The 21,144-nt window shown below is 66.5% G+C and carries 17 protein-coding genes and 1 pseudogene; 8 read left to right on the forward strand and 10 right to left on the reverse strand.

What is annotated here, in order from left to right; translation table 11 throughout:
* Positions 1-282 (reverse strand): annotated as a pseudogene (locus ACWIGI_RS34385) (hypothetical protein); the annotation flags it as partial.
* Entirely contained in the window at positions 283-1,200 is a 918-nt protein-coding gene (locus ACWIGI_RS34390; RefSeq protein WP_454207492.1) for a ParA family protein, read from the reverse strand.
* A gap of 225 nt (positions 1,201-1,425) precedes the next feature.
* On the opposite strand from ACWIGI_RS34390, the gene ACWIGI_RS34395 reads away from it, so the two are divergent.
* The 4 genes from ACWIGI_RS34395 (at position 1,426) to ACWIGI_RS34410 (ending at position 8,501) form a co-directional block, all read left to right on the forward strand.
* Positions 1,426-1,740 carry a hypothetical protein gene (locus ACWIGI_RS34395; RefSeq protein WP_454207494.1) on the forward strand — a complete coding sequence of 105 codons (315 nt, stop codon included), beginning with the start codon at positions 1,426-1,428 and terminating at the stop codon, positions 1,738-1,740.
* Positions 1,741-4,532: 2,792 nt separating this feature from the next.
* Positions 4,533-6,653, forward strand: a complete 2,121-nt coding sequence (locus ACWIGI_RS34400) for a hypothetical protein (protein WP_454207495.1) — start codon at positions 4,533-4,535, stop codon at positions 6,651-6,653.
* Between the two features lie 455 nt (positions 6,654-7,108).
* Positions 7,109-7,573, forward strand: coding sequence for a hypothetical protein (locus ACWIGI_RS34405; protein WP_454207497.1), 465 nt, complete (start codon positions 7,109-7,111; stop codon positions 7,571-7,573).
* A 109-nt stretch (positions 7,574-7,682) separates the two neighbouring features.
* Positions 7,683-8,501, forward strand: a complete 819-nt coding sequence (locus ACWIGI_RS34410) for an alpha/beta fold hydrolase (protein WP_454207499.1) — start codon at positions 7,683-7,685, stop codon at positions 8,499-8,501.
* 135 nt (positions 8,502-8,636) lie between these two features.
* Here the strand turns inward: ACWIGI_RS34410 and ACWIGI_RS34415 are convergent, their stop codons facing one another.
* The 3 genes from ACWIGI_RS34415 to ACWIGI_RS34425 all read right to left on the reverse strand — a co-directional run bounded on the left by ACWIGI_RS34415 (position 8,637) and on the right by ACWIGI_RS34425 (position 10,771).
* Positions 8,637-9,281: a class I SAM-dependent methyltransferase gene (locus ACWIGI_RS34415; protein WP_454207501.1), complete on the reverse strand. Its 645-nt coding sequence runs from the start codon at positions 9,279-9,281 to the stop codon at positions 8,637-8,639.
* A 168-nt stretch (positions 9,282-9,449) separates the two neighbouring features.
* A complete protein-coding gene (locus ACWIGI_RS34420) occupies positions 9,450-10,244 on the reverse strand; it encodes a phytanoyl-CoA dioxygenase family protein (RefSeq protein ID WP_454207503.1) in 795 nt (264 codons plus the stop codon).
* A 152-nt stretch (positions 10,245-10,396) separates the two neighbouring features.
* The gene (locus ACWIGI_RS34425) at positions 10,397-10,771 is read right to left on the reverse strand and encodes an STAS domain-containing protein (RefSeq protein WP_454207505.1); all 375 of its coding nucleotides are present in this window, start codon (positions 10,769-10,771) and stop codon (positions 10,397-10,399) included.
* Positions 10,772-11,051: 280 nt separating this feature from the next.
* Between ACWIGI_RS34425 and ACWIGI_RS34430 the strand changes: the two genes are divergently transcribed.
* Positions 11,052-11,855, forward strand: coding sequence for a SigB/SigF/SigG family RNA polymerase sigma factor (locus ACWIGI_RS34430; RefSeq protein WP_454207507.1), 804 nt, complete (start codon positions 11,052-11,054; stop codon positions 11,853-11,855).
* A gap of 68 nt (positions 11,856-11,923) precedes the next feature.
* Here ACWIGI_RS34430 and ACWIGI_RS34435 read toward each other — a convergent pair whose 3' ends face one another.
* Positions 11,924-12,079 (reverse strand): hypothetical protein, encoded by a 156-nt coding sequence (locus tag ACWIGI_RS34435; protein WP_454207509.1) that lies wholly within the window; start codon positions 12,077-12,079, stop codon positions 11,924-11,926.
* Positions 12,080-12,410: 331 nt separating this feature from the next.
* On the opposite strand from ACWIGI_RS34435, the gene ACWIGI_RS34440 reads away from it, so the two are divergent.
* Entirely contained in the window at positions 12,411-12,635 is a 225-nt protein-coding gene (locus ACWIGI_RS34440; protein ID WP_454207511.1) for a CDGSH iron-sulfur domain-containing protein, read from the forward strand.
* Between the two features lie 9 nt (positions 12,636-12,644).
* Here the strand turns inward: ACWIGI_RS34440 and ACWIGI_RS34445 are convergent, their stop codons facing one another.
* Both ACWIGI_RS34445 and ACWIGI_RS34450 read right to left on the reverse strand, forming a co-directional pair.
* Entirely contained in the window at positions 12,645-13,634 is a 990-nt protein-coding gene (locus tag ACWIGI_RS34445; RefSeq protein WP_454207648.1) for an iron-containing redox enzyme family protein, read from the reverse strand.
* 131 nt (positions 13,635-13,765) lie between these two features.
* Positions 13,766-15,025, reverse strand: a complete 1,260-nt coding sequence (locus ACWIGI_RS34450) for a carboxylate-amine ligase (protein WP_454207513.1) — start codon at positions 15,023-15,025, stop codon at positions 13,766-13,768.
* Between the two features lie 1,815 nt (positions 15,026-16,840).
* On the opposite strand from ACWIGI_RS34450, the gene ACWIGI_RS34455 reads away from it, so the two are divergent.
* Positions 16,841-18,244, forward strand: a complete 1,404-nt coding sequence (locus ACWIGI_RS34455; protein WP_454207515.1) for an FAD-dependent oxidoreductase — start codon at positions 16,841-16,843, stop codon at positions 18,242-18,244.
* A gap of 54 nt (positions 18,245-18,298) precedes the next feature.
* Positions 18,299-18,772 carry a CinA family protein gene (locus tag ACWIGI_RS34460; protein ID WP_454207516.1) on the forward strand — a complete coding sequence of 158 codons (474 nt, stop codon included), beginning with the start codon at positions 18,299-18,301 and terminating at the stop codon, positions 18,770-18,772.
* 575 nt (positions 18,773-19,347) lie between these two features.
* Here ACWIGI_RS34460 and ACWIGI_RS34465 read toward each other — a convergent pair.
* Both ACWIGI_RS34465 and ACWIGI_RS34470 read right to left on the reverse strand, forming a co-directional pair.
* Positions 19,348-19,644 (reverse strand): tetratricopeptide repeat protein, encoded by a 297-nt coding sequence (locus ACWIGI_RS34465; RefSeq protein WP_454207518.1) that lies wholly within the window; start codon positions 19,642-19,644, stop codon positions 19,348-19,350.
* Positions 19,644-20,570, reverse strand: a complete 927-nt coding sequence (locus tag ACWIGI_RS34470; RefSeq protein ID WP_454207519.1) for a serine/threonine-protein kinase — start codon at positions 20,568-20,570, stop codon at positions 19,644-19,646. Before ACWIGI_RS34470 ends, ACWIGI_RS34465 begins: the two co-directional genes overlap by 1 nt.
* Positions 20,571-21,144 lie beyond the last annotated feature (574 nt).

A 21,144-nucleotide genomic window follows, 5' to 3' on the forward strand; every position in this document is an offset into this window, starting at 1 on the left:
ACCGACGTGTGCCTCGGGGGTGGACTGCGCGGCTCGCGCCCGGGGGGCCTGGCGGGCGCGCTTGGTCGCTGCGGGCTCGGCCGCGGGGGCCGGGCGGGCCGCCGCCTTGCGAGCGGGCTTGGGCGCCGGTGCGGGCTCCGGGGTTTCGGCGACCCGGAGGGGTTCCACGAGCGCGGGTGGCGTCGGCAGTGTCGGAGGCACCGCTGCCGGGGGCGGCGGCGGGGGAAGCAGATCGTCGATGTCGTCGAGATCGTCGGCCTTGAAGGCGCCCTTCCTGCTCATTTACACAACCTCCTTCGCGCGTTCGCCGGCAGCGAGGCGAACGAGAATTTCCTTGGTCAGCGCCTGGTAATCCGAAGCCAAGGGTTCCGCGTCACGTGACCAGCGTTTGGCGGGCGCCTCGGTCGAATCCTCGCCGCCCTTGGGCGGAGTGAAGTCGATGAGCTCCTGGGGCGTGAGGTGGAAGGCGCGCGCGTCGAGCGCCGTCGCCTTGTCCTGCCGCACGAAGTTCCGGAACGGCTCGATACCGGTGCCCTCGAGCAGATCCATGATCTTGCCGAGGGTGTCCTCGTTGCGACGGACCGCGCGCGGATTGCAGTCGAACAGAATCATTCCCATGAGTTCGACGAGCGCGCCGTTCTTGCGGGCCCACAGGTAGCGGCGGGCGAGCAGCTCGGCGCCGTCGATGCTGCCGTCGTCCTCCTTGGTGGGAACGACCAGCCAGCTCACCACCTGCAGCAGCAGATCCAGGACGCCGCGGTCGCCCGGGCCGGAGTCGATGAGCACCAGATCGTACCGACCGGTGTCGATGAGCGCGTCGAGCGCGTTGAGCAGATTCTCGCGCGGATCGATTCCGTGCTGTTCGGCGTTGGACACCACCGTGCCCGCCATCGCGAGCAGCTTTCCGCCGCAGACGAGGTCGAGACCCGGGCGGACGTCGAGCACCGGTTCGAGAGCGGAGCCGTACTGCAGGGTCATCGCCAGCGAGCGCCCCTCATCGGAGTTCTTCACCCCGAGATCGCGCATCGTGCAGTTGCCCTGCTGATCGGCGTCGACGACGAGCACGCGCTTGTTGCGCTTGGCCACCGCCACGGCGATCGCGGCGACGATGGATGACTTGCCCACTCCCCCCTTCTGATTGGCCACGAGGATCGTTCGTCTGGCGGCTCGGGAAACGGGTAGCAAACGCGTACTGGTCACGGCGGCGACAGTACCCGAGCGAAGATCGTCGAAACAACAACCGCGAGGGGGTGTGTCGCGGTATGTGCCCGGGTCGGAGCGGGTGTCGGAGCTACCGCCAAATGCACTCCACTACAACTGATCTGCTGGTCAGCCTATTAAAGGGTCGTAGCTCGCGGCGTCGGAACGGCGGGTGCGGCGGTCCGGAAACAGATCGGTGTGTCGACACGCCGAAGGGGCGTGCACGTGGTCATCGATTCGGCCGTCGGCACGGTCCTGAGCTTGGGCTGTACGAAGGTCGGCGAAAACACCTGTGGGACAGCCCTGAGAGGTGTCGTGCTCGAGACCGGCGGCTCGGTCGGATACGTGGTCGAAGGCACGGCGATCAGGAAGGTAGATGATCCGCCCCTGAATTCGGCCGAGAGTGTGGTCTTTTCGACGGCCGAGATACGGACACCGTTTCGTGTCATCCTGAAGATCTGCGGTGAGGCGGAATGCGCGGCCGTATCCACGCGCGTACCGGGTGCTTTGCATCGGGTACGAGGAAAGCCCTTGGGGTAGCCCTGTTCCCGGACCGTTGTGGTCGCCTGACGTATTGCCTTCCGCACTGCCGAATCAGCGGTCGTGAGTACGACCGAGATATCGGCCCGAGGAACGGTCTTCATGGTGGTCTCGGATGCTGTCCGTGACAAGGGCCCGGTGACGACCTGTTCCATGGTCGAAGTCATGGGGGTTTGATCGACCGGATCAACTGTGCGTGAACGGGTATCAGTACAGGCGTTGTGACCTGTCGTAGAAGTCGCCCGTGCTGACCCCGTAGGAAATGTCGCTGAACAAGTCGATTCGAAGGTCTGGCACACGCCTCTACGGCAGGTCGTACTCACTGCCGTGGAGTGGGCGTCAATTAGGACGGTCGTAAAGACCGCATCGCACGTCGTCGCAATTGCCTTGCCGAACCCCGTCTTTGCGGTCGAATCGATGACCTGCGTCAGGGGGTACCGAAGGGTGGTGTCTACGGCAGCAGGTGAAGCACTGCCCAGGGTATGGAACAAGCCGCTTGATACGGCAACGCCTCCGGTCGATCTGAAGGTGGTTCCTCTGACTCTCGATGCGACCTCGAAGAGTGCTTTGCATCGGGGAATGAATGCGGCGTTCTCAAAGTCCTTGCGAGCGACCGAATCAGCGACGATTTCTACGTCCGTAGAATCCGTCGATCGTACTGCCTTACCTAACGTCGTATCTAACGTCGTACCGATAGTCGTAAACAGTGTCTTGCGTACGACGTTACATACGACCTTAGGTATGGAGGCTGATGCGGTAGCTGCTACGGCATATCCGAAAACAAGCAGTTCAAGGCAGATATTTGAACCACATCTCGAGTCTCTGAGTGCGGTGTATCTGCCTCTGAAACCACTGGGGTGCACGACTCTGGAAGGGGCTGCAGTGAGGGTCTCGCCAGTACCGAAGCGTCTCATCTGGTTGCCTCCTTCCTTCGGTTCAGGGTTCGTTCTTCGTCGATGGAAGTCTAACCATCTCGCAGGTGAAAAGCCTGTTGCGACAACCTATGAATCGTGACGGGCCGCCCGGTGGGAGAGGGGATCGCAACCCCTCCCCCATTCGGTAGGGCGGTAGCTGTCGGCGCCTGCGCCCGTCTTTCTCTGACCGGCTGTCCTCTGCCGTGTCGAAGGGGTTGGCGGCGACCAGGCGGCGCTGCCGGTGTCGCTCGCCGCGGCGTATCACGCGGAGAGCTTCAGCGCATCGAATGCCAAGTTGCCGACGGGAGTCGGTGCTTCCCCCGGGCGGCCTGGACGACCGTTCCGAACCTTGCTTCCCGCGGACAGATACACGGTTCCCGGGCGAACACGAACGGTTCCCATCGACACCGACAAACCCTGGGTTGTGTGCACCGGACTCGGCCGCGATGCGCTGTGCGCAGACTTGCACGGTCGCGATCACGACGGGCGCGTCCACGCGTGGTGCACACGCTGCTCGCGCAGTCGGAGCTTCGCTACCGGAGGTGACTTTCCACGCCGGCGGGTGTGAGTGCGCGGAACCTCCTACGAGAAGTGCTGCGTCCGAATCGATGAGATCGTCCGGCTGATGTGCGCGGGCGACAGCCGGCGCAAGGCTCGAACCTGACGGCCGGGTGCGGATCGATGCCTCCCCCGAGTCGCCGATCAACTGTCGCCCGTGTTGACAAATCCGTCGGCCCGGGGAAAGCACTGCGATTGTCCGAACCGATCCGTGCGCCGAGCCGTGGATCGTCGCCGCGGGTCGAGGTGCGAAGCAGGCCGCTCGTCGTCGCGCAGGACATGCGGGGTAGGGGAGTGGGAGTCACACCGACAGTGCACGAGTGAAAGGGCCCAGCGGCCGAAGCCCGCCCGCCCATGAACTCCCACGCCTATTCGTGCTCTCGAGCCGGAGCTCGTGGCGAGCCGCGACACCGTACGATCGCGCGGTGATTCCGGCATCCGGGCGACCGGCCGCAGCGAGTGCACGCGGGCATCGCTCGAAGGCCCAACCGGGTCAGGAATTCTCGACCAGGAAGGTCGCGCCGAGCGGGTAGACAGCAGTCACGGCATCGGCACTCGGCCGGTCGTATCGATGGCGTGCGGGCGCGACCGGGGCGGCGGGACGGTCCCGGAATCGTGCTTCACCGAGTGAACGGCTGCTGAGCACGGCGTTTGCTGGCGAGATGCTCAAATTCGCTCGAAAACAGCCGTTTTCGTCGCTGTTCACCCCGTCCGCCCGCCCCAAAACCCGGAAATGCCCCCTGAATGATCTTCTGCGCGAACAACACCGCGATCCGGGACCCGTGTGCGATTTTGCGGAGAAAGTCGCTCAGCGTCGAATCTGGCGGCATCAGGCCCCTGGCCTGCGGATTCGATGACCGCCGCGCTCGGATGCGGCGTTCGGACCCTTAGGCCGGGCCGGGTGGGGGAGGGGAGTGGCCGTCGGAACGCGAGCGAGCTCGGGCGCGCAAGCTCGCCGGCTCCGTGCCACGGCCCGGGTCGAGCGGGACCGTTGAGGAACGCGCCACCGATCGCCGCCCGCGGGCCGGATTCCGTGCTCGTGCGGCGGGATTCGACACGGTAAGATTCTCCGTGTCGAATCCCGCGAAATCGGCAGGTCAGCAGCATGATGGAGCCGGTGGCGAACGACGGAGGGGTCGTTCACGCGGCTACCGGACGTCGGGGTTGTCCGCCACGAATCACGGCCGGTCCCAGCCACATTGACGTTTTTTGTTCTGGCGCATGATAATTTGCGTGCGGAGGGCTCGAAACTGAATCGCCGCAGCTCAGTTCGTGTATTCGTGTCGGATTACGGCTGTTTCCCGGGCAGGAAGGCGCATCGTGACGACCGACCTCGCGGTGTTCGAGGGCGAAAACGGCGGCGAAACAGCCGTTCCGGCGGTATCGCCGAGTACCCGGCGGATGTACGACTCGTCCTGGCGGCGCTTCGAAACGTGGTGCGCGGACAACGGGCGCCGGGCACTGCCCGCCGACGCCGAGAGCGTCATCCGGTACCTGACCGAGGCGGCGGCCCCGCGCGCCCGCGGTGCACGCCGGTACCGGGCGGCGACCTTCGGAGCCTGGCTCGCCGCCATCGGTGATCGGCACCAGGCCGCCGGATACCCCCATCCGGGCAAGGATCCCCGGGTCACGATGGCGCTGCGCGACATTCGCGACCGTGCGAACCGGGCGGGGGGCCCGGTGGGGGAGTCCACCCGACCCGCCGTCGCGGACCTTTCCGCGCTGGTGCACGCCACCGAAGCCGCCGCCCACGGCTGGGCCGCCCGGGTGCTCGCTTGCCGCGATATCGCGCTCCTGGTCCTGGGGGAGCGGCTGAGTCACAGCGCGCTGACCCGGCTGCGGGTCGAGGATGTGCGCCCGGCGGACGGTGGGGGAGGGGAGGGGCTGACTATCCGGGTCCGCAGAACACGCGGTGACAGTGCCGAATACGTGTTCCTGGCCGGGAACCCGGCGGACAGCCGCCGCTGCCCGCCCTGCGTGGTGTACCGGTGGCTCAGCGTCCTGGCGGCCTACGACCGGGCCGAAGACCGGTCCGGGGCGGCCGCCGGGCACGTCGGCCCGGATGCCCCGCAGGATGACGGTCCGATCCCCGAGGATGGAGCGCTCGCGGTCACCCGGTTGATGACACGGGATACCGGCGATTCCGGGACCCACGTCTGTGCCGGCCCCTGGCCCGGTGCGGTGGCTCCGGCCGCACCGCTCTTCCGGCCCCTGCAAGGCGGTGTCCCGCGCGAAAAACAGCCTCTGACGGCGAGTTCCGTCGGTCGGGTCTGGCAGCGAAGGGTCACGGCGACGGTATCGGAAGCGGATTCGATGACCGTCGCGGATCACGGCGGAACCGTTCGATCGACGCGGGCGGGACAGCCTGCCAGCCGACCCGATGCCCGCCACGGCGACGACATGCCCGAAAAAGCACCCGCGCAGCCCGATTCGGCCGACATCGACCGCCCGGCGGGTCTCGCTCGGCGATACCACCGCCCCTGGGACGTGTTCGCGCGCTGGTGCGCGGCAACCGGGCGAACCTCCCTACCGGCGACGCCGACCACCGTGGCGGCGTTCCTGCACGACCATCCCGGCACGCGGGCCACCCAGCGCGGGCGGCTGACCGCGGTGAATCGGGCGCATATCGCGGCAGGCAGGCCCGCGCCGGGTCGCGCGTCGGCCCTGCGCGACGCGCTCAACGACCATCGCGCGCACCGCCGTTCGGAGCTGCGCCGGCGCGTCGAGCGACTGCTGCCGCAGCTGCCGATCTGGGGATGGACCGCGGGCCTGTTCGGCCGCCGGAACGCCGCGCTGCTGGTCCTGGCCGGGGCCGGGCTCAGCTATCCCCAAATAGCCGCTCTCACACAGCGTGACCTGCGCTCGAGCGGCGAACAGGTGATCATCGGCGACCATCTCGCGGTCCTCGAGGCGACCGGCGATCCGGTGACCTGCCCGATCGAGGTGCTGTGCCGCTGGACCGATGTGCTGCGCCTGGCTCCCCATCCCGCCGGTCGCGGCCGCCTTGCTCACCACCTGGCCCACCGCGACCTGCCCGCCACCGGCTTCGATGTCACCCACGCGCATCTACCGCTGTTCACCAGCTTCGACTCGCGCGGCTACACACCCATGCACGACCACGAGACCCTCTGGCTACACCCGTTGTCCGCCACCGCCATTGCCGCGATCGTCGCCACCCACCTGCGCGGCCCGGTCCCGGCCTACCGCCTGATGTCCGCCGCCGCCCGCGCCGAACAGCTGCCCGAGCCCCTCGAACCGGTCTACGCCGAGCCGGTCCTGGCCGACACCTACGACGCCGGGATCGCCGCCCGCCATCGCGATCACGAGCGCCTCGGCGAACTCGAGGAGCTGTGGGACGACTTCGACGATCAAGCCGACGAGGTGGCCCGAATGCTCGAACGCGCACTCGAACTCGCCCAGGGCGGCTCCGTCGCCACGTGACGAATCATCGCCGGTGTCGAGCCTCGGCGGCCCTCAAACGTGGGAACATGTATATATGCGCAATTAACCACTTAAGTCGCGTATGTCCGTATCTCGGACACTGACAAACCTCACGACCCAAAACACCGCCTGGACGACAGCCGGCCCTGGCCACGCGGTCGTCGTGACGACGATGCCCTGGCGCCGGCCGATCGGGTCGCGGTGCTGGACGGCAGGCGGATCGCCGAACTCGGTACGCTCCTCGACCGCAACGCTCCAGCCCCGGCCAAGCCGGTCGTGGGGGCGCAGGCGCCGTTGTGTCCGCGCGGTTGATCGAGGGGGACGAGCAGGTCCGCGCCGGGCGACCTCGTCGCGGCCTTGTCCACTCGCCACAGTCTCGTCGAGGGGTCGAAAATCCGCCTAATATGTTGGGGCAGAACGGGTCCGGGTGACCTTGCGGGGGATAGGGTGTGCACATGCGAACCGCGGTGCTGCGAGTGAACGTCGATCCCACGAAGGAACTCGACGACGTCCGGCTCGCGGCGGGCCTGGCATGGTTGCGGGAGCAGGCGGGGGAGCGCGGGGTCGTGATCGAGGCCGCTGCGGGTGCGCTGGACTCGCGGGAGATTCAGGTTCTGGTCGACACCGCCGATGCCGGGCCGGCGCGGCGGGAGGTCGTGCGGTGGTGCGCAGGGGTTTTCGGGACCGTGCCGACGGTGGGTCCGGTGACCTTCCTGAGCCGGGGCACCGACGCCGACGCCCAGGGCGTGCTCGCGGGGTTCGGGCTCACGGGTGCAATCGAACGCTCCGCGGACGCCGACGGATTCGACGTCGTGTCGGTGACGCTGCGCGCGGACGATCTGGAGCGGGTGCCGGAGAGCCGGGTGCAGACCGCGTTGGAGGCGGCGCTGAATTGCGAGGTGCGAATCCTCCTCGCATGACCCGTAGCCGCGGACACGATCCGCGTGCATGACCTCGGAGGTTATCGCCCCCGGGCATCGCTGCGGATTAGCGTCGGGATCGACAGCGACTCGACGATCGGAGCGATGAATGGGCAAGGGCGGCGACGAGTTCGAGGTGACCGAGGGCGTGCTGCGGCACGGAATGCCGTACCTGGCGTTCGGCAGCGGACTTCCGCTGGTCTTTCTGCGCTGGTTCACTCCCGATCACGCGAATCCGACCGGCTGGATGCGGGCCTCGGAGCTGAAGAAATTGGCCGGGCTCGCACGGTATTTCCGGGTGTACGCGGTGGGTCGGGCGCCAGGCACGGCGGCAGGCGCCACCATGGCCGACCTCGCCACCGAGCACGCCGAGGCGTTGCGGGCCGAGTTCGGCGAGCCCGTGGACGTCATCGGCGTGTCCTCCGGCGGTTCGATCGCGTTGCAACTGGCCGCCGATCATCCCGACGTGGTGCGCCGCCTTGTGGTGGTGTCGGCGGCGGCCCAACTGGATCCGGCGCTACGCCGCGGTCAACGCCGCTACGCCGAGGCGGTGCTGGCGGGCAACCGCGCCCTCCACCACATGGCGCCCGCGACCGTCGCCAACCCTGTCGCCGCCCGCCTGGCCGCCGCGGCGATGTGGCTGGCCGATCCGCTGGTTCGCCCGAAGTCCCCCGCCGACACCCACCATTTCCTGCTCGCCGAAGACGGTTTCGACCTCACCGACCGCCTCGCCGAGATGAAGGTTCCGGTGCTGGTCATCGGAGGTGAGCGCGATACCGCCTACAGCGCAGAGACTTTCCGTCGGACCGCCGACGGGGTTCCGGACGGTCGCCTGATCCTGTATCCGCGCACCAGCCACATGGGCGCGGTCACGCATCCGGCCTTCGTCGATGATGTCGTGCTATTCCTGAGCGGCACAACGGAGTAGACGGTGCCGGCCGATCGGCGGACAGGTCGGAGAGTGCGGGTGATGGCGGCCGTCTGTGCGGGGCGGGACAGGCGCTGGCAAGCCTTCGTGGCGACGCGGGTGTTCGCAGATGAGGAGTTGGCGCGGCGGCGGAAGTCAGTACTTACTGCGTGCGAAGAGAATCGCTTGCTGAGCTTTCGCATCCGGGTCGAGCAGCATCTGGGCCTCGACCACGAATCCGGCATCGTGCAGCCAGGATGCCACCTGGTTCGGCCGGCGGTGGTGGACATGGACCTGCATCGGGTGACCGCCGTAGCCCTCCGTCTTCAACAGCGACTCGTCGCCGACGTGAAACAGGAGTTGCAACGGTCCGCCGGGACGCAATGCTTGGTGGAAGCGCTCGAATACAGTCGGCACCTCGTCGTCGGGGATGTGGATCAACGACTGCCAGGCGAGCAGGCCGGCCACCGAAGCGACGGGCAGGTTCAGTTCCGTCATCGAGCCCACCTCGAACCGCAGGCCGGGGTGGTCGCGCCGGGCCACGTCGATCATCGCCGGGGAGAGGTCGATACCGAAGGCGTCGACACCGAGCTCATGCAGGTGGGCGGTGACTTCACCGGGGCCGCAGCCGATGTCCGCGACCGGTCCGCCGCCGGCGGTCCGCACGCTGTCGGCGAACAATGTCAGCGCCGCGCGAAGGTACTGGTGTCCGGCGAGGGCGCCGCGCACTTGGTCGGCATAGCTGACCGCGACCGTGTCATAAGAGGTTCGGGTGTCGGCCAACCAATCATCCGTGGTCATGACCGGCACGATATTCCATGATCGCGGCGGACTCGGCGCGACCCGGAACGGCGCCATACTTCAAACCGTTCCCACAGGCGATGCGCGAGCTGACTTCGATCGTGGGACCGGGAGCCGAACGCCGACGCTGACCAGCAGCTACGTCATCCGTTGATTTTTCGGCGGTTATTACACTCCTCGTACCGACTTCGCTTCCAGTCCCAGGCGGATGGCCTGCTCGACCGGCGAGTAGGCGCCGTCAATCCGGTCGAGCTCCAGTGCCATCGCGGGCGCCACCTTCTGGGTGGCCAAGAAGCGCGGCGTCGTGCCCCTGTGGGCGCTGGCGGCATGAACCAGAAACGGGTGGCACAGGTAGATGTCCCCGGCGTGCCCGGTCGCCTCGACGACCGGCAATTCGGCTGTCGCCTCCAGGATCCCGGTCTCGGCGATCCGGCTGGCATCCACACCCGCCTCGCCATAGGCGAGTAGCCGGCGGGGTACGGCCAGGTGGGAACTGGCGCGCAAGCGCGTGGGCGCGTCGGCAGCGGTGACGTCGGTGAAGAGAACAAGCAGGAACAACGCAAGGGCCCGGGAACGGTAGTTGGTGAATGTGTGACCGGTCCAGCCTTCGGGTAGATAGCTGCCCTCGAAGTGCCAGTAGTCGTCGGGCTGAGGGCCGGTGTGGGGGAAGCGCACCGGAATGGGACCGAACCCGGATCCACGCACCCAGCGCCCGGGCCCGATGAGCTGGTCGAGGGCCTTCTCCAGCACCGGTTCTCGGGCCGCGGCGCGGAACGGTTCGCTGTCGTACCCGGGCAACCGCACCAGCGGTGCGGTCCAGTTGGCCGAATCACCGGGCGAACACCCGGTTCCCGGCCACATGATCCGCACACAGCGTTCCGCGATCGAAGCGGCGAAGACAGTTTCCAGCTTGACGAACCCGCGCTCGATGAAGGTATCGATTTCCTGCTGTCCTAGACCCACCACATCCGCCTTCGGTCACCGAGAGCGGCTCTCTCGAAACGTCATTCGGCAAGGCACCGGCCCTCGAACGGGTACGACAGGGTACTTGCCGGCACCGTGCGCACCAAACACACTCCCGCGTGGCCATCCCACGTACGAACCCGCAGGGTGAGTCAGGTCCCGGGTGGGGCGACCGCGGCCGCGGTGCACACCATTGCCATCGCCCGGTACGGGTAGACCGCTATCAGGGTGTCGACGCCGACGGTGTGCAGTACGTCGGCGGTGGGCCCGGTGGCGATGACCGCCACCAGCGTGTCCCCGGCGTCGGCGTACGCATCGAGCAGAACTTCGATACCGGCGGAACCGATGTGGGCGACGCCGGTCAGATCCAGCAGCACACGGCGCGGGCCCGCGTCGACCGCGCGCGCGAGTTCGGTTGCCAGCTCGGGAGCGCTGTGGGTGTCGATCTGTCCACTGACCACCAGCATGGGCCCGTAGTCGTGGTCGTCCTCGAGGTGAATGTGCAGGCGTCCGGCACCGGTGATCATCGCGCACGTCCTGTCCCGGCAGCATCGTGCCGAATTCGGATCGGTTGTGTTCGGTGAAGGCGTGCCCGGATCGAACCGGTTCTACACCCGCGCGCCGGGGCGCCGAGGGGCCCACGCGCATCTGCTGGTGGGCTTCGGAGTGCGCGCAGTCTTTATCGGAGCGGTCTTGAACTGCCCGTACAGGTGATTACCATGATCAACGCGTGAAGTTTCTGGACTACCGAGGACGAGCAAGGCCCGGACTATCCATGAACGGCTCCCCGAATCCGAGGACACGCTCATGTCGACCGCACACACATCCAGCACACGAGCCGACGGCGATTCGTACGACCACCTCGAACCCCGGCTCACCGAACTCGCGAACCTGGGCCCGGACGACCCCGAGCGGGCGCGGCTGCGCGAGCACATCATCGAGGCCGCGCTGCCCCTGGCCGAGCACATCGCCTCCCGCTACGGCGGCCGCGGTGTCGAGCACCAGGACCTGGTCCAGGTCGCCGCGTGCGGAGTGGTCCTGGCGGTCGACCGGTTCGACCCCACGCACGGCTCGTCGTTCCTGGGATTCGCCATCCCCACGGTGATGGGCGAGGTCAAACGGTATTTCCGGGACAGCACCTGGGCGGTGCGGGTACCGCGCAGGGTCAAGGAACTGCGCCAGCGCGTCACCCTCGCCGTACCGGAGCTGATCCAACGCCTCGACCGCGAACCCACCGCCCGCGAACTCGCCGCGCACCTGGACACCGACATCGACGAGATCACCCAAGCGCTGATCGCCAACAACGGCTACACCGCCCACTCCTTCGACACCGCCCTGCCCACCGACGACGGCGACACCACCACCCGGATACCCGACGCGCTGGCCGTGATCGAGAACGGATACGCGTTGATGGAGGACTCGCTGACCCTGGGCCCGCTGCTGGCCGGGCTCACCGACACCGAACGCACGATCCTGTGCATGCGCTACGGACGCGAGATGACCCAGAACCAGATCGGCAACATTCTCGGCGTCTCCCAGATGCAGATCTCCCGAATTCTGGCCCGCGTCCTGGACACCCTTCGCGCACAAGCACTCGAGCCCGCTGCCTAGCGGCGAGGCGGTGATCCCCACCGGCGACTCACCGGCTGATGCTCGCTGACCGCTGCCACAAACCCTGTTCAGTCCTTGCTTTCTTCCGGTGTGCAGGCAGGGTCGGAGTCCGTGTCGACTTCACGAGTCGCCATGCCGCCGTGCCCTCCCCGATCGATCGGTCCCGGGCGTCCGCCCTTGGGTTCGTCGTTTTCCGGTGTGCGTGTGTCCTTGCGTTCGGCCATGAGAATTCCTTTCGAAGCGCAATGTGCGATGGTGACGCCACCGGCGGGGTCAGGGCCGCGAAAATCCCTCGCGCCCGAAGCAGCCCGGTCGATTCGGCATCGCTGGTCTACCACCGCCGCTCATGGGCAAACGGCCAGCACCAAAGTCGACTGAAACGAGAGCCTGCCCGGTGTTCGCGACGAAGGTCGAAACCGGAGGCCTCAACCATGGAAATGACCCCGGATCGCAGTGTGCTCGGCGGGTCGATGACCAGACCCCACCACAGTGTCGGCAGCGCGAGGCCGGTTGGCTGCTGTGGTTGCGGGCCCGATGCCGGGGTATGGCCTGCTCATGGAAGCCGATGAAAGCCGTTCCGTGGGATCGACGACCTCGACGCGAATCACCTTTCGATCCGATGGTCCCGCGTTGGTCGAGGGTCCGGTGGAGTTGGTTCGCCCCGATGGCACAACGGTGTGCTCGGACAGGTTTCTAGTGGCTGTATGCATGTGCCGGCGCAGCAAGTCCTATCCGTTGTGCGACACCAGCCACCGTAAACGCGCCAAACGCACGTGCTGACAAGTCCGATCACCGCGTGAACGGGATCTCTGCCAGTAACGAACCGCGCCCGGCTCGCCAGCGGTCGAGCACGAACCGTTCGAACCGGGCCTCGAGCGCAGTCGTGGCCTGGATCCCGAACACGACCGATTCGGCGAGGTCTGGTTCGCGGGCCAACAGATTGCCCACCACGTCGTGCCGCATGACCTGTTCGTGTACCGCGTCAGCCTCGACGTGCTCGGCGTAGAAACGCAGGCACTCCGGAGCAGGGCACAGCCTGTCCACGACTTCCATCATCCGCCGCGCCCCGGGCGAGGAGGTGATTTCAGCGGCGGCCAGATGCCCCACGAGCGCACCGCGGTAGGCGCGATGAAGTCCGAACAGCGACATCATGTTCACCACGGCCAGCATCGGGGCGGGAACGATATCGAGGTAACGCAGGTAGACGGTGTCCAAGCCGGCCGCGGACAGCAGATCCACATACAGCTGGGCGTGCAGCCGTTCCGCGCGACCACCGCCGAACTCGTCGAACTCGACCGCGACGAGAGACGCCTTTTCCTGCCCGCGAAGACGCGGAATCGCCCACGCGTGTGGATCGCCCTCTTTGTGGTGGTAGATCGAGCGGTGCACGAAGAACTCGCGCAGTTGCCTGAGGTTGCCTTCGCCGATCAGATACCCCGCCACGCTGTCCTGGTCGACGGCCTCCACCAGCAAGGCTGAGAACTCCGCGTCGACATCGCGACCACCGCCCACCTGCTCACCCAGCGCCGACAGGAACGTGCGCTCCATCGCCGCACGCAGCCGCAACAGCTCCGGATCCCATTCCCAACCCGGGTCCACCGTGTCGAATCCGCGGTAGTGCAGCTCGTAACACAGATGCAGCGCCAGCTGCAGATCCTCCCCGAAAGGGTCGATGTCGTCCGGGAAAGGCAGGATCTGCTCGCGGGGCGCGCGGGCCCCGAGCAGATTCACCAGCGTCGCCGACAGCTCACCGCGTGGTTCGGGCAGCCCTCGTGTCAGGGCATCGACGACGTCTCGGCGGCGCGGGGACACCGTCACCGGCGTCAGCGACCCGCTGGAGCCTCCGGCTGCGTGCGGGTTGCTGACCCCGGGCGAGGGTGACAAGGGATCCAGCTGGGCGTTGGTCACGTTCACGCTCCTTCTCGAGGGCGGTGTGCCCGCGAATCTCCCGCGTACGCTCGGGTGCGATACGACCCACCGGAGCTCGTTTCGGAGGCGGACGATGCTGTATCGCAAGTCTTTTCGTCGTTGCGAGTGTTTCTCAGCGCGAAGGCGTCGACGAGCGGAGCCAGTCCTGATCTGGCTGCCGCGCGCTGGCGTACCGCACCTGTGCCGTGTCGTGTGAGCGCGGCGATCAGCCGGGCCGTCTCGACCCGGTCGCAGGTTTCCTCCAACGCGTCAGCGATCCACGCGGTCAGTTCGTTCAAACGCTGCGGCGCGGGTACGCGGACTTCTGCGACCGGATCGATCGCCGGGCCGTCGAGGCCGTACCGGGCGGCCATCCAGATCGCCGCCGCGCCGGCCTGCTCATCGATCCGCGGCCCCTCGATCCCGCACTCCAGTTTGCGGATCGCCGTGTGCACCAGGCCACGCGTGAGCATCGCCTGCAGCACCGCGTCGTCCACCGTGAGAGCGGTATCGACCGCACGCACCTCGATGGTGGGATACGCGTCCGAGGGCCGCGCCATCCAGAACGACATGTGCTCGTCGAGCAGAACACCACACTCGATCAGCATCGCCACTCGCTGCGCATACTCCCCTGCCGAACGAAAGAACGGCGGCAACCCCCCACCGGGAAACCGGGCCTGTTCGGCGATGCGCCAGGACGCGTACCCCGAGTCACGGCCGCCATGAAAAGGAGAATTGGCGCCCACGGCGACCAAGATCGGCAGCCAAGGACGTAAATGGTTCAGCACCGCCACCGCTTGCTCCGGGCTGTCCACACCCACATGCACGTGCACCCCACACGCGGTGTACGAGCGCGTCATTCCAGCAAAACGCTGATGGACCCGCTCGTATCTGTCACACGAAACACCACCCCGCAGCCACGGACCGGTCGCCGGCGCGGTGCCGACCGGAAGGACACGAAGATCGCAGGCACGCGCCGCGGCCGCCAACCGAGCGCGGGCGGCACCGAGATCAGCCCGCAGCGCGCCCATCTCGACATGAACACCGCTCACCGATTCGACCTGCACCGGCTGCAATTCCGGCTTGAACGGCATCGGCTCCCCAGCATCGGACCGCTCACACAACCAGCCCAGAACCGTGTGCGCTCGCGGCACCGGCACCCCGGCGTGATCGACCAGCAGGAACTCCTCTTCCACCCCCAGCGTCCGCCCCATCGGCATGAACCGTCCCGCCTCTCCCTCGAAGTGCACGCTGATGAGCACTTACCCGGCAAAAGAGACAGCAAACTCCAGGACAACGCGAGCCCGGAGAAGGCAGCAACCAGCGCCTCCTACCCGATGGCGAAGTCCGTACCCGCAGTGGCCGAGCAGCGTGCGCCGCGATCGATGCTCGAGCAATGGGCACAATCTCGGCCCATTGTCGGAAACCGGTCAATGTGGCGTCAGTGCTTAAGAGCCCATGGCTACGGTGATGGATCACCCTTGCCGCGCCGGCGCCGAGCGCGGTACCTACTCTCGATAGCCAGACCGAAACGATCGCGCGACCCGCCCAGGTCGGGCAGGACTAGGTTTCGGGCAGGGACAGCAGGTCCCGACTGCGTCCGATTCTCACGACCTCGGACCGCAACGGCGCATCGACGACGGAATTCGGTGGCACACCAGGGTATTCGGTCAGGTCAATCCGCCGTCGGCGCGGATGTTCTGGCCGATTCCGCGCGATCCTCCGGTGACCAGTGCACCTCGCGGCACGGATCGCTCCGCGATCGGTGAGACGCTGGATCAGCACGGTTGCTGAGGCCGTACCGAACTCCCCACATCCGATACCGGTAGGAGCGCGCTGCGACGGCTTCGGCAGGCGCGTCCACGACACTCGGGCGGTGTAGTTGTTCTCCCATCCTGACCGTCCTGCTGCGGCCGGAGGATGGCGTGCCGAGTTGATTCCCACCAGGTTTTCTGGGACCGGATCCGCCGCAGATAGACCATGTGCAGCACTACTTCGGCTAACCTCAGCGTTGCTGGCGGTGGTTTCCGCATTCTCCCTTACGAATTGTCTACGAAGTACTTCGTTTCGCACCAGCCATTGTCGAAGCGAAGAATGCACAGGCGGACCCACGCGCCGTACGTAGGATCCGTTCCGTTCAGGAAGCCATGGCTGGGGTATATTGAACTGTCGATACTGGCGGCGATGGTCCGGAAAGGCGTATTCGACATACCCTTTCGATTGAGGCTGATCTGAACCGTAAGGTTATGCCCGTCAACAAATGCGTCCTTGACCGTCGCACCCGCTCTCCATGACCAGCCATTTCCCCAATCGATGTACACGTTGGACGCGCATCCGCGGCGTAGATAGGAAAGGTCGTAACACCAGATACCAAACCGATCAGTCTCGGCGACTGCTAATTGCGGAGTCATCGCGAGCGCACAGGCCATGGCTGTGGCGGCTATGGCAATTCGGATGCACCACCGGTAGATTCCAAGATTTGCACGAACCACTTTTCTGAACATTTCTGATCTTCTCTGTACAGACAGTAGTGATGATTGCGGGCATGGAGGGTGCCCAGTCGCGTTGCACCAGCAGGCGGTTTGACCGTAATAGTCGACGTAGTCGGTAGGCAGTTCGAGTGGCGGCTCCGAGTCTTGGGCGGTTCCGAGTGCCTCCCCAGCGCTCATTGAATTTTCCCCATTCGGGGCCGGCGTTCTGTGCCGGTATTCGCTCGCCCATACCTTTCAAGTTAAGAGGGCGGCTGGTCGGTTTCATAGGCCTATAGCGAGGTGCAATGGTGCTGTGACCTGAGGTGTTGGCATGTTCCTGTCCCTTACGCGGGTATAGGCCATGGCGGGTGTGGGCGCCGGCGACACGGTTCGGGTCGGCGCCCGCCGACAGGCACCTGCGGCCCGCCTCCGTTGACCATGCACAATCGGCCGCTGAGCGCGCGGAGTGAACCAGCTGTTCAATCGGCCCGCGCGGTTCAAGCGGCCGGATCGGGGCACTCCGCACCAGTGACCTCACTGTGGCTCGATCAAGGCCCTTCAAGGACCTATCCGACCGCCGAACCGGGTTCGAGGTTCGACTGCGTCGTGGCCGGGGGCGGTCTCACCGGAGTGGCGACAGCCCTGCTGCTCGCGCGCGGCGGCGTCTCGGTTGCCCTGCTCGAGGCCCGCACCCTGGGCGCCGCCGCGACCGGCAACACCACCGCCAAGCTGAGCCTGCTGCAGGGCATCCAGCTCTCGACCATCGCGAACAAGCATTCCGAGCAGACCCTGCGCGCCTACGTCGAGGCGAATCGGGAAGGGCAGCAATGGTTGCTGAACTTCTGCGCCGCACACGGCATCGACACCCAGCGCGTGCCCGCCTTCACCTATGCCGGAGCACGCTATGCCACAACCGATGTCGAGGCCGAACTCGCGGCCTGCCGCACCGCGGGACTCGACGCGCACTGGCAGGACGAGCTGGAATTACCTTTCCCCACCTATGGGGCGATCCGCCTCGACGATCAAGCCCAGTTCGACCCGATGGCCGTACTGCGCGCACTGGCCGCCGACGCCGAGCGGCAGGGCGCGGTGATTTTCGAGAACTCCAGGGTCACCGGCGTCAACGGCTCGGTGGTCCACACCGAGCACGGTGGCATCCACGCCGGAACCGTCGTCATCGCCACCGGCACACCCATTCTGGACCGTGGCGCGTTCTTCGCCCGGCTCGAACCGCACCGCTCCTACGCGCTGGCGTTCGAGGTACCGGGCCCGATACCCCACGGCATGTACCTCTCCGCCGAGGCACCCACGCGATCGCTGCGCTACGCACCCCATCACCAGGGCGAACGCTTGCTGGTGGGCGGCAACGGGCACATCGTAGGACGGGAAACCGCCGCCCGGTCGAAGGTCGAGGACCTCATCGACTGGACCCACAAGCATTGGCCCGCAGCCGAATTGACGCACACCTGGTCCGCTCAGGACTATTTGCCGATCGACGCGCTGCCGTACGTCGGCCCTGTGCTGCCGGGCAGTGATCGACTGCTCGTGGCCACCGGCTATTCCAAGTGGGGCATGACCAACGCGATCGCCGCGGCCTTGGCGATCTCCGGCCGCGTGTTCGGCAAAGCACCCGAGTGGGCACACATGCTGCAGGCCTGGCGCCCCCGCGAACTGACCGGGCTCGCCACCGCCGCGAAGGCCAACGCCGGAGTCGGTACGGCCATGGTCGGCGGCTGGGTGCGGGCCGGACTGCGCGGTGACAGTCACAGTCCTGTCGAAGGCACCGGGTACGTGCACCGCGACGGCGTCCGCCCCACTGCGACCTGCACCGTCAACGGCGAAACCTTCACCGTGTCGGCGATCTGCCCGCACCTCTACGGCATCGTCGAATGGAACGACGCCGAGAAATCCTGGGACTGCCCACTGCACGGCTCGCGCTTCTCTCCCGGCGGGAAGGTGCTCGAGGGCCCCGCAACCCGGCCATTGGAACCCCGACGTCACGAACGATGATGATCAGCTGAGACTCGCGCGGTCAGGCACCGACTCGTGCCCTACGGTGGGGTGATGTCCGAGTGCGAGGAGTACGCGAAGCAGATAGCCGCCGCTGCCCAATCGTCACGGCGCACCGTGGCCATCGCGGAATCATTGACCTGCGGCAAGCTCTCGTCCGCCCTCGGTGCCGCACCCGACTCCGCGCAATGGTTGCGGGGAGCGGTGGTCGCCTACAGCGCCGAGGTCAAACACCAGGTCCTTCAAGTTCCGGACGTGCCGGTGGTATCCGAAACCGCAGCGCGAGCGATGTCAACGGGCGTGCGAGCCTTGCTGAACGCTGACATCGCAGTCGCGGTGACCGGTGTCGGCGGCCCCGACCCCCAGGGCAGCGAGCCCGCGGGATCGGTGTGGATCGCGATCGACAGTGCCAACGGGCAGTCCGCGCGCCACGAACAGTTCGACGGCGAGCCCGAAGAGGTGCTACGCCAGACTGTGCAGGTCGCGCTCGAGATGCTGCTCGACGCCCTCGACAACGCTTCACACTAGCCAGGTTGAACCATTCCTCCACCGCGCCAACACTCAACGACTGTGGCCCTCATTCGGCATTCCGCATATCGCCGCAACCCGGCAGACGCAAGGCCACCAGCAGCGGGCCCGCCAGAACGGGCGGCCGACCTCAGCAGGGCGCGTGCAATCCGCCCAGCGTGCGATGCAGCTCGTTTACGGCGCACAACCAACACTTCAGCAGGGCCTGGAAACAATCCGGACGAACGCGCACCTACTCTGACGCTCGAAAAGACCGATGATCACCCCTGGACCCATGGATGCCAGGGCCGAGGCAGAAATTGGTCGTGGTGCGCACAGGCGGACTCTCCTGCTGACCCGACGCTGTTGCCATCATCAACCTGTTGCAGTTGCCTACGGCCACAAATATTGGCCCCGACGCGATGACACGAACCCAACCCCTCGAACCAATCGACGGGCGGGTTCACCCACCTCCAGCTCGGCCCGCGGGAGGACCACTTCGTTCGCCAGATAACACCCGGAAGGGTGACCCCGGACCAGATTGCCCAGCGGGGTCACGGCGGTGCCGAAAATTGGGTTGGTCAGGTAATACGCCATTATCTGACATCCGGTGGGGCCGTGGCATCTTGGTACCTCTGAAACCACTCGCCGGCTTCGGTGACCTTGCCCTGCTGCTCGAGCAGGATCCCGAGGTTGTTCATGGCGTTGGTGTCGACCACAGCGATGGCTTTGCGGTACCAGGTCGCGGCCTCGGCGAGCTCGCCGCGTTCCTCAAGCAGGATCCCGAGGTCGTTCATGGCACCGGTGTCGCCCGCGTTGGCGGCTTTGCGGTACCAGATTTCGGCCTCGGTGAACTCGCTGCGTTCCTTGAGCAGGAGCCCGAGGTTGAACATCAGTGCGGTATTCCGCGGATCCGCGGAATGAGCACGCGCCGTGCATCGACGACCTTCTGGTCTTCCCCGGATGCGGCTGGTGCTTGTTCGTGCCGTGTAGGTGCCAGGGTCGTGGCGGTGATCGCGCGCAGCAGGTCCGAGACGAGTTCCTGGCATGAGGAGTACCGCTCGGCGGGATCCTTGGCCAGCACCGTCGCGATCACCGTGTCCAGGAACGCGGGCAGGTCCGGGCGCCGGGTGCGGAGCGAGGGGATCGCCGCGGTCAGGTGCGCGGTCATGTACTCGATCGGCGCGTTCCGTGGGAACGGTACCTGTCCAATGAACAGCTGGAACATCGTGCACCCGAGGGAGTAGATGTCGGCGCGGTGATCGACCGGGCCGGCGGTGAACCGCTCCGGCGCAGCATAGGGCAGAGACATCGCGATGCTGGTCGCGGTCGTCGCCGAATCCGCCGCCCGGGCGATCCCGAAATCGGTCAGGACCGCTTTCTGCCCGTGGCGGGGATCGTTCTCCACGAGGAGGTTCGCCGGTTTCACATCCCGGTGCAGGATCCCGACGGCGTGCGCGTGATCGAGCGCGTGCGCGCTGTCGGTCACCAACGCCACCACCTGCTCGACCGGCAACCCGTTCGGTGCGAGCTTCAGCAGCGCGGCGACATCGCCGCCGGTGATGTGGCGCATCGACAACCACAGCGCTTCCTCCTCGGGTGCGCTGCGGTCGTAGACCTGCACGATGTTCGGGTGCTCGAGCTGGGACACCAGCGCCGCTTCCCGATCGAACGCCGCCCGTGTACCGGGGTCGTGTGCCCACTGCTCGTGCAGAACCTTCAGCGCCACATCGCGTTTGAGCCGCGGATGCCGGGCCCGGTAGACCACACCCATGCCGCCGGCACCCAACCGTTCGCGGATCAGGTACCCCTCGAACATCGACCCCACCGCTACCACCGCGCGCCCACCCCGATCCGCCAGCCGTACAATCTTTGCTCGCAGCGTACGGACCACCGCTTGCACTGGCCCAGCAAATCCCTTGTCTCCTCGGCCGTCTCGGGGACGGTGATAGGGAGACCGGGTTCGGAGACCAGCCTGTCGAGCGGATCCGTCTGCCCGACGAAGGTTCTCGGAAGCGATCGTTTTAGAGACAGATGTCGGCGAATTCCGACATCACGCCAGGTCTGCTGAAGCCGACTTCGAACATCCACAGAGAGCTTCGAACGCTGGTAGCCGCCGCCTGATCACGTAGCACGAGCGCACCGTGGGCCCCTGAAAGTTGGGGCGCACGGACTAGTTGAATCGTCGATATTTCACTATGTCGGGCGGTTAGTGTGTGCCCCGCACAGCACACACTCTGGAGGTAAGCGTGAAACGTGGTCTCGCAATTGTTGTTCTCGCAGGCGGGTTGATCAGCGCGGTGTCGGTCGGTTCCGCGGCGGCGGCTCCGGGCGCGGGCACTGGGCCCGTCGCGGACTCCGGCAGCTCTCTGCTCTCGGCCGGTTCCGCGATG

Source organism: Nocardia sp. NPDC055321, assembly GCF_053645575.1.

Excerpts from the sequence above, each read along its gene's own strand:
- ACWIGI_RS34415 (WP_454207501.1), bottom strand. The coding sequence starts at position 9,281 with ATGACCACGGATGATTGGTTGGCCGACACCCGAACCTCTTATGACACG.
- ACWIGI_RS34405 (WP_454207497.1), top strand. The coding sequence starts at position 7,109 with ATGCGAACCGCGGTGCTGCGAGTGAACGTCGATCCCACGAAGGAACTC.
- ACWIGI_RS34435 (WP_454207509.1), bottom strand. The coding sequence starts at position 12,079 with ATGGCCGAACGCAAGGACACACGCACACCGGAAAACGACGAACCCAAG.
- ACWIGI_RS34470 (WP_454207519.1), bottom strand. The coding sequence starts at position 20,570 with ATGTTCGAGGGGTACCTGATCCGCGAACGGTTGGGTGCCGGCGGCATG.
- ACWIGI_RS34410 (WP_454207499.1), top strand. The coding sequence starts at position 7,683 with ATGGGCAAGGGCGGCGACGAGTTCGAGGTGACCGAGGGCGTGCTGCGG.
- ACWIGI_RS34425 (WP_454207505.1), bottom strand. The coding sequence starts at position 10,771 with ATGATCACCGGTGCCGGACGCCTGCACATTCACCTCGAGGACGACCAC.
- ACWIGI_RS34440 (WP_454207511.1), top strand. The coding sequence starts at position 12,411 with ATGGAAGCCGATGAAAGCCGTTCCGTGGGATCGACGACCTCGACGCGA.
- ACWIGI_RS34465 (WP_454207518.1), bottom strand. The coding sequence starts at position 19,644 with ATGTTCAACCTCGGGCTCCTGCTCAAGGAACGCAGCGAGTTCACCGAG.
- ACWIGI_RS34460 (WP_454207516.1), top strand. The coding sequence starts at position 18,299 with ATGTCCGAGTGCGAGGAGTACGCGAAGCAGATAGCCGCCGCTGCCCAA.
- ACWIGI_RS34430 (WP_454207507.1), top strand. The coding sequence starts at position 11,052 with ATGTCGACCGCACACACATCCAGCACACGAGCCGACGGCGATTCGTAC.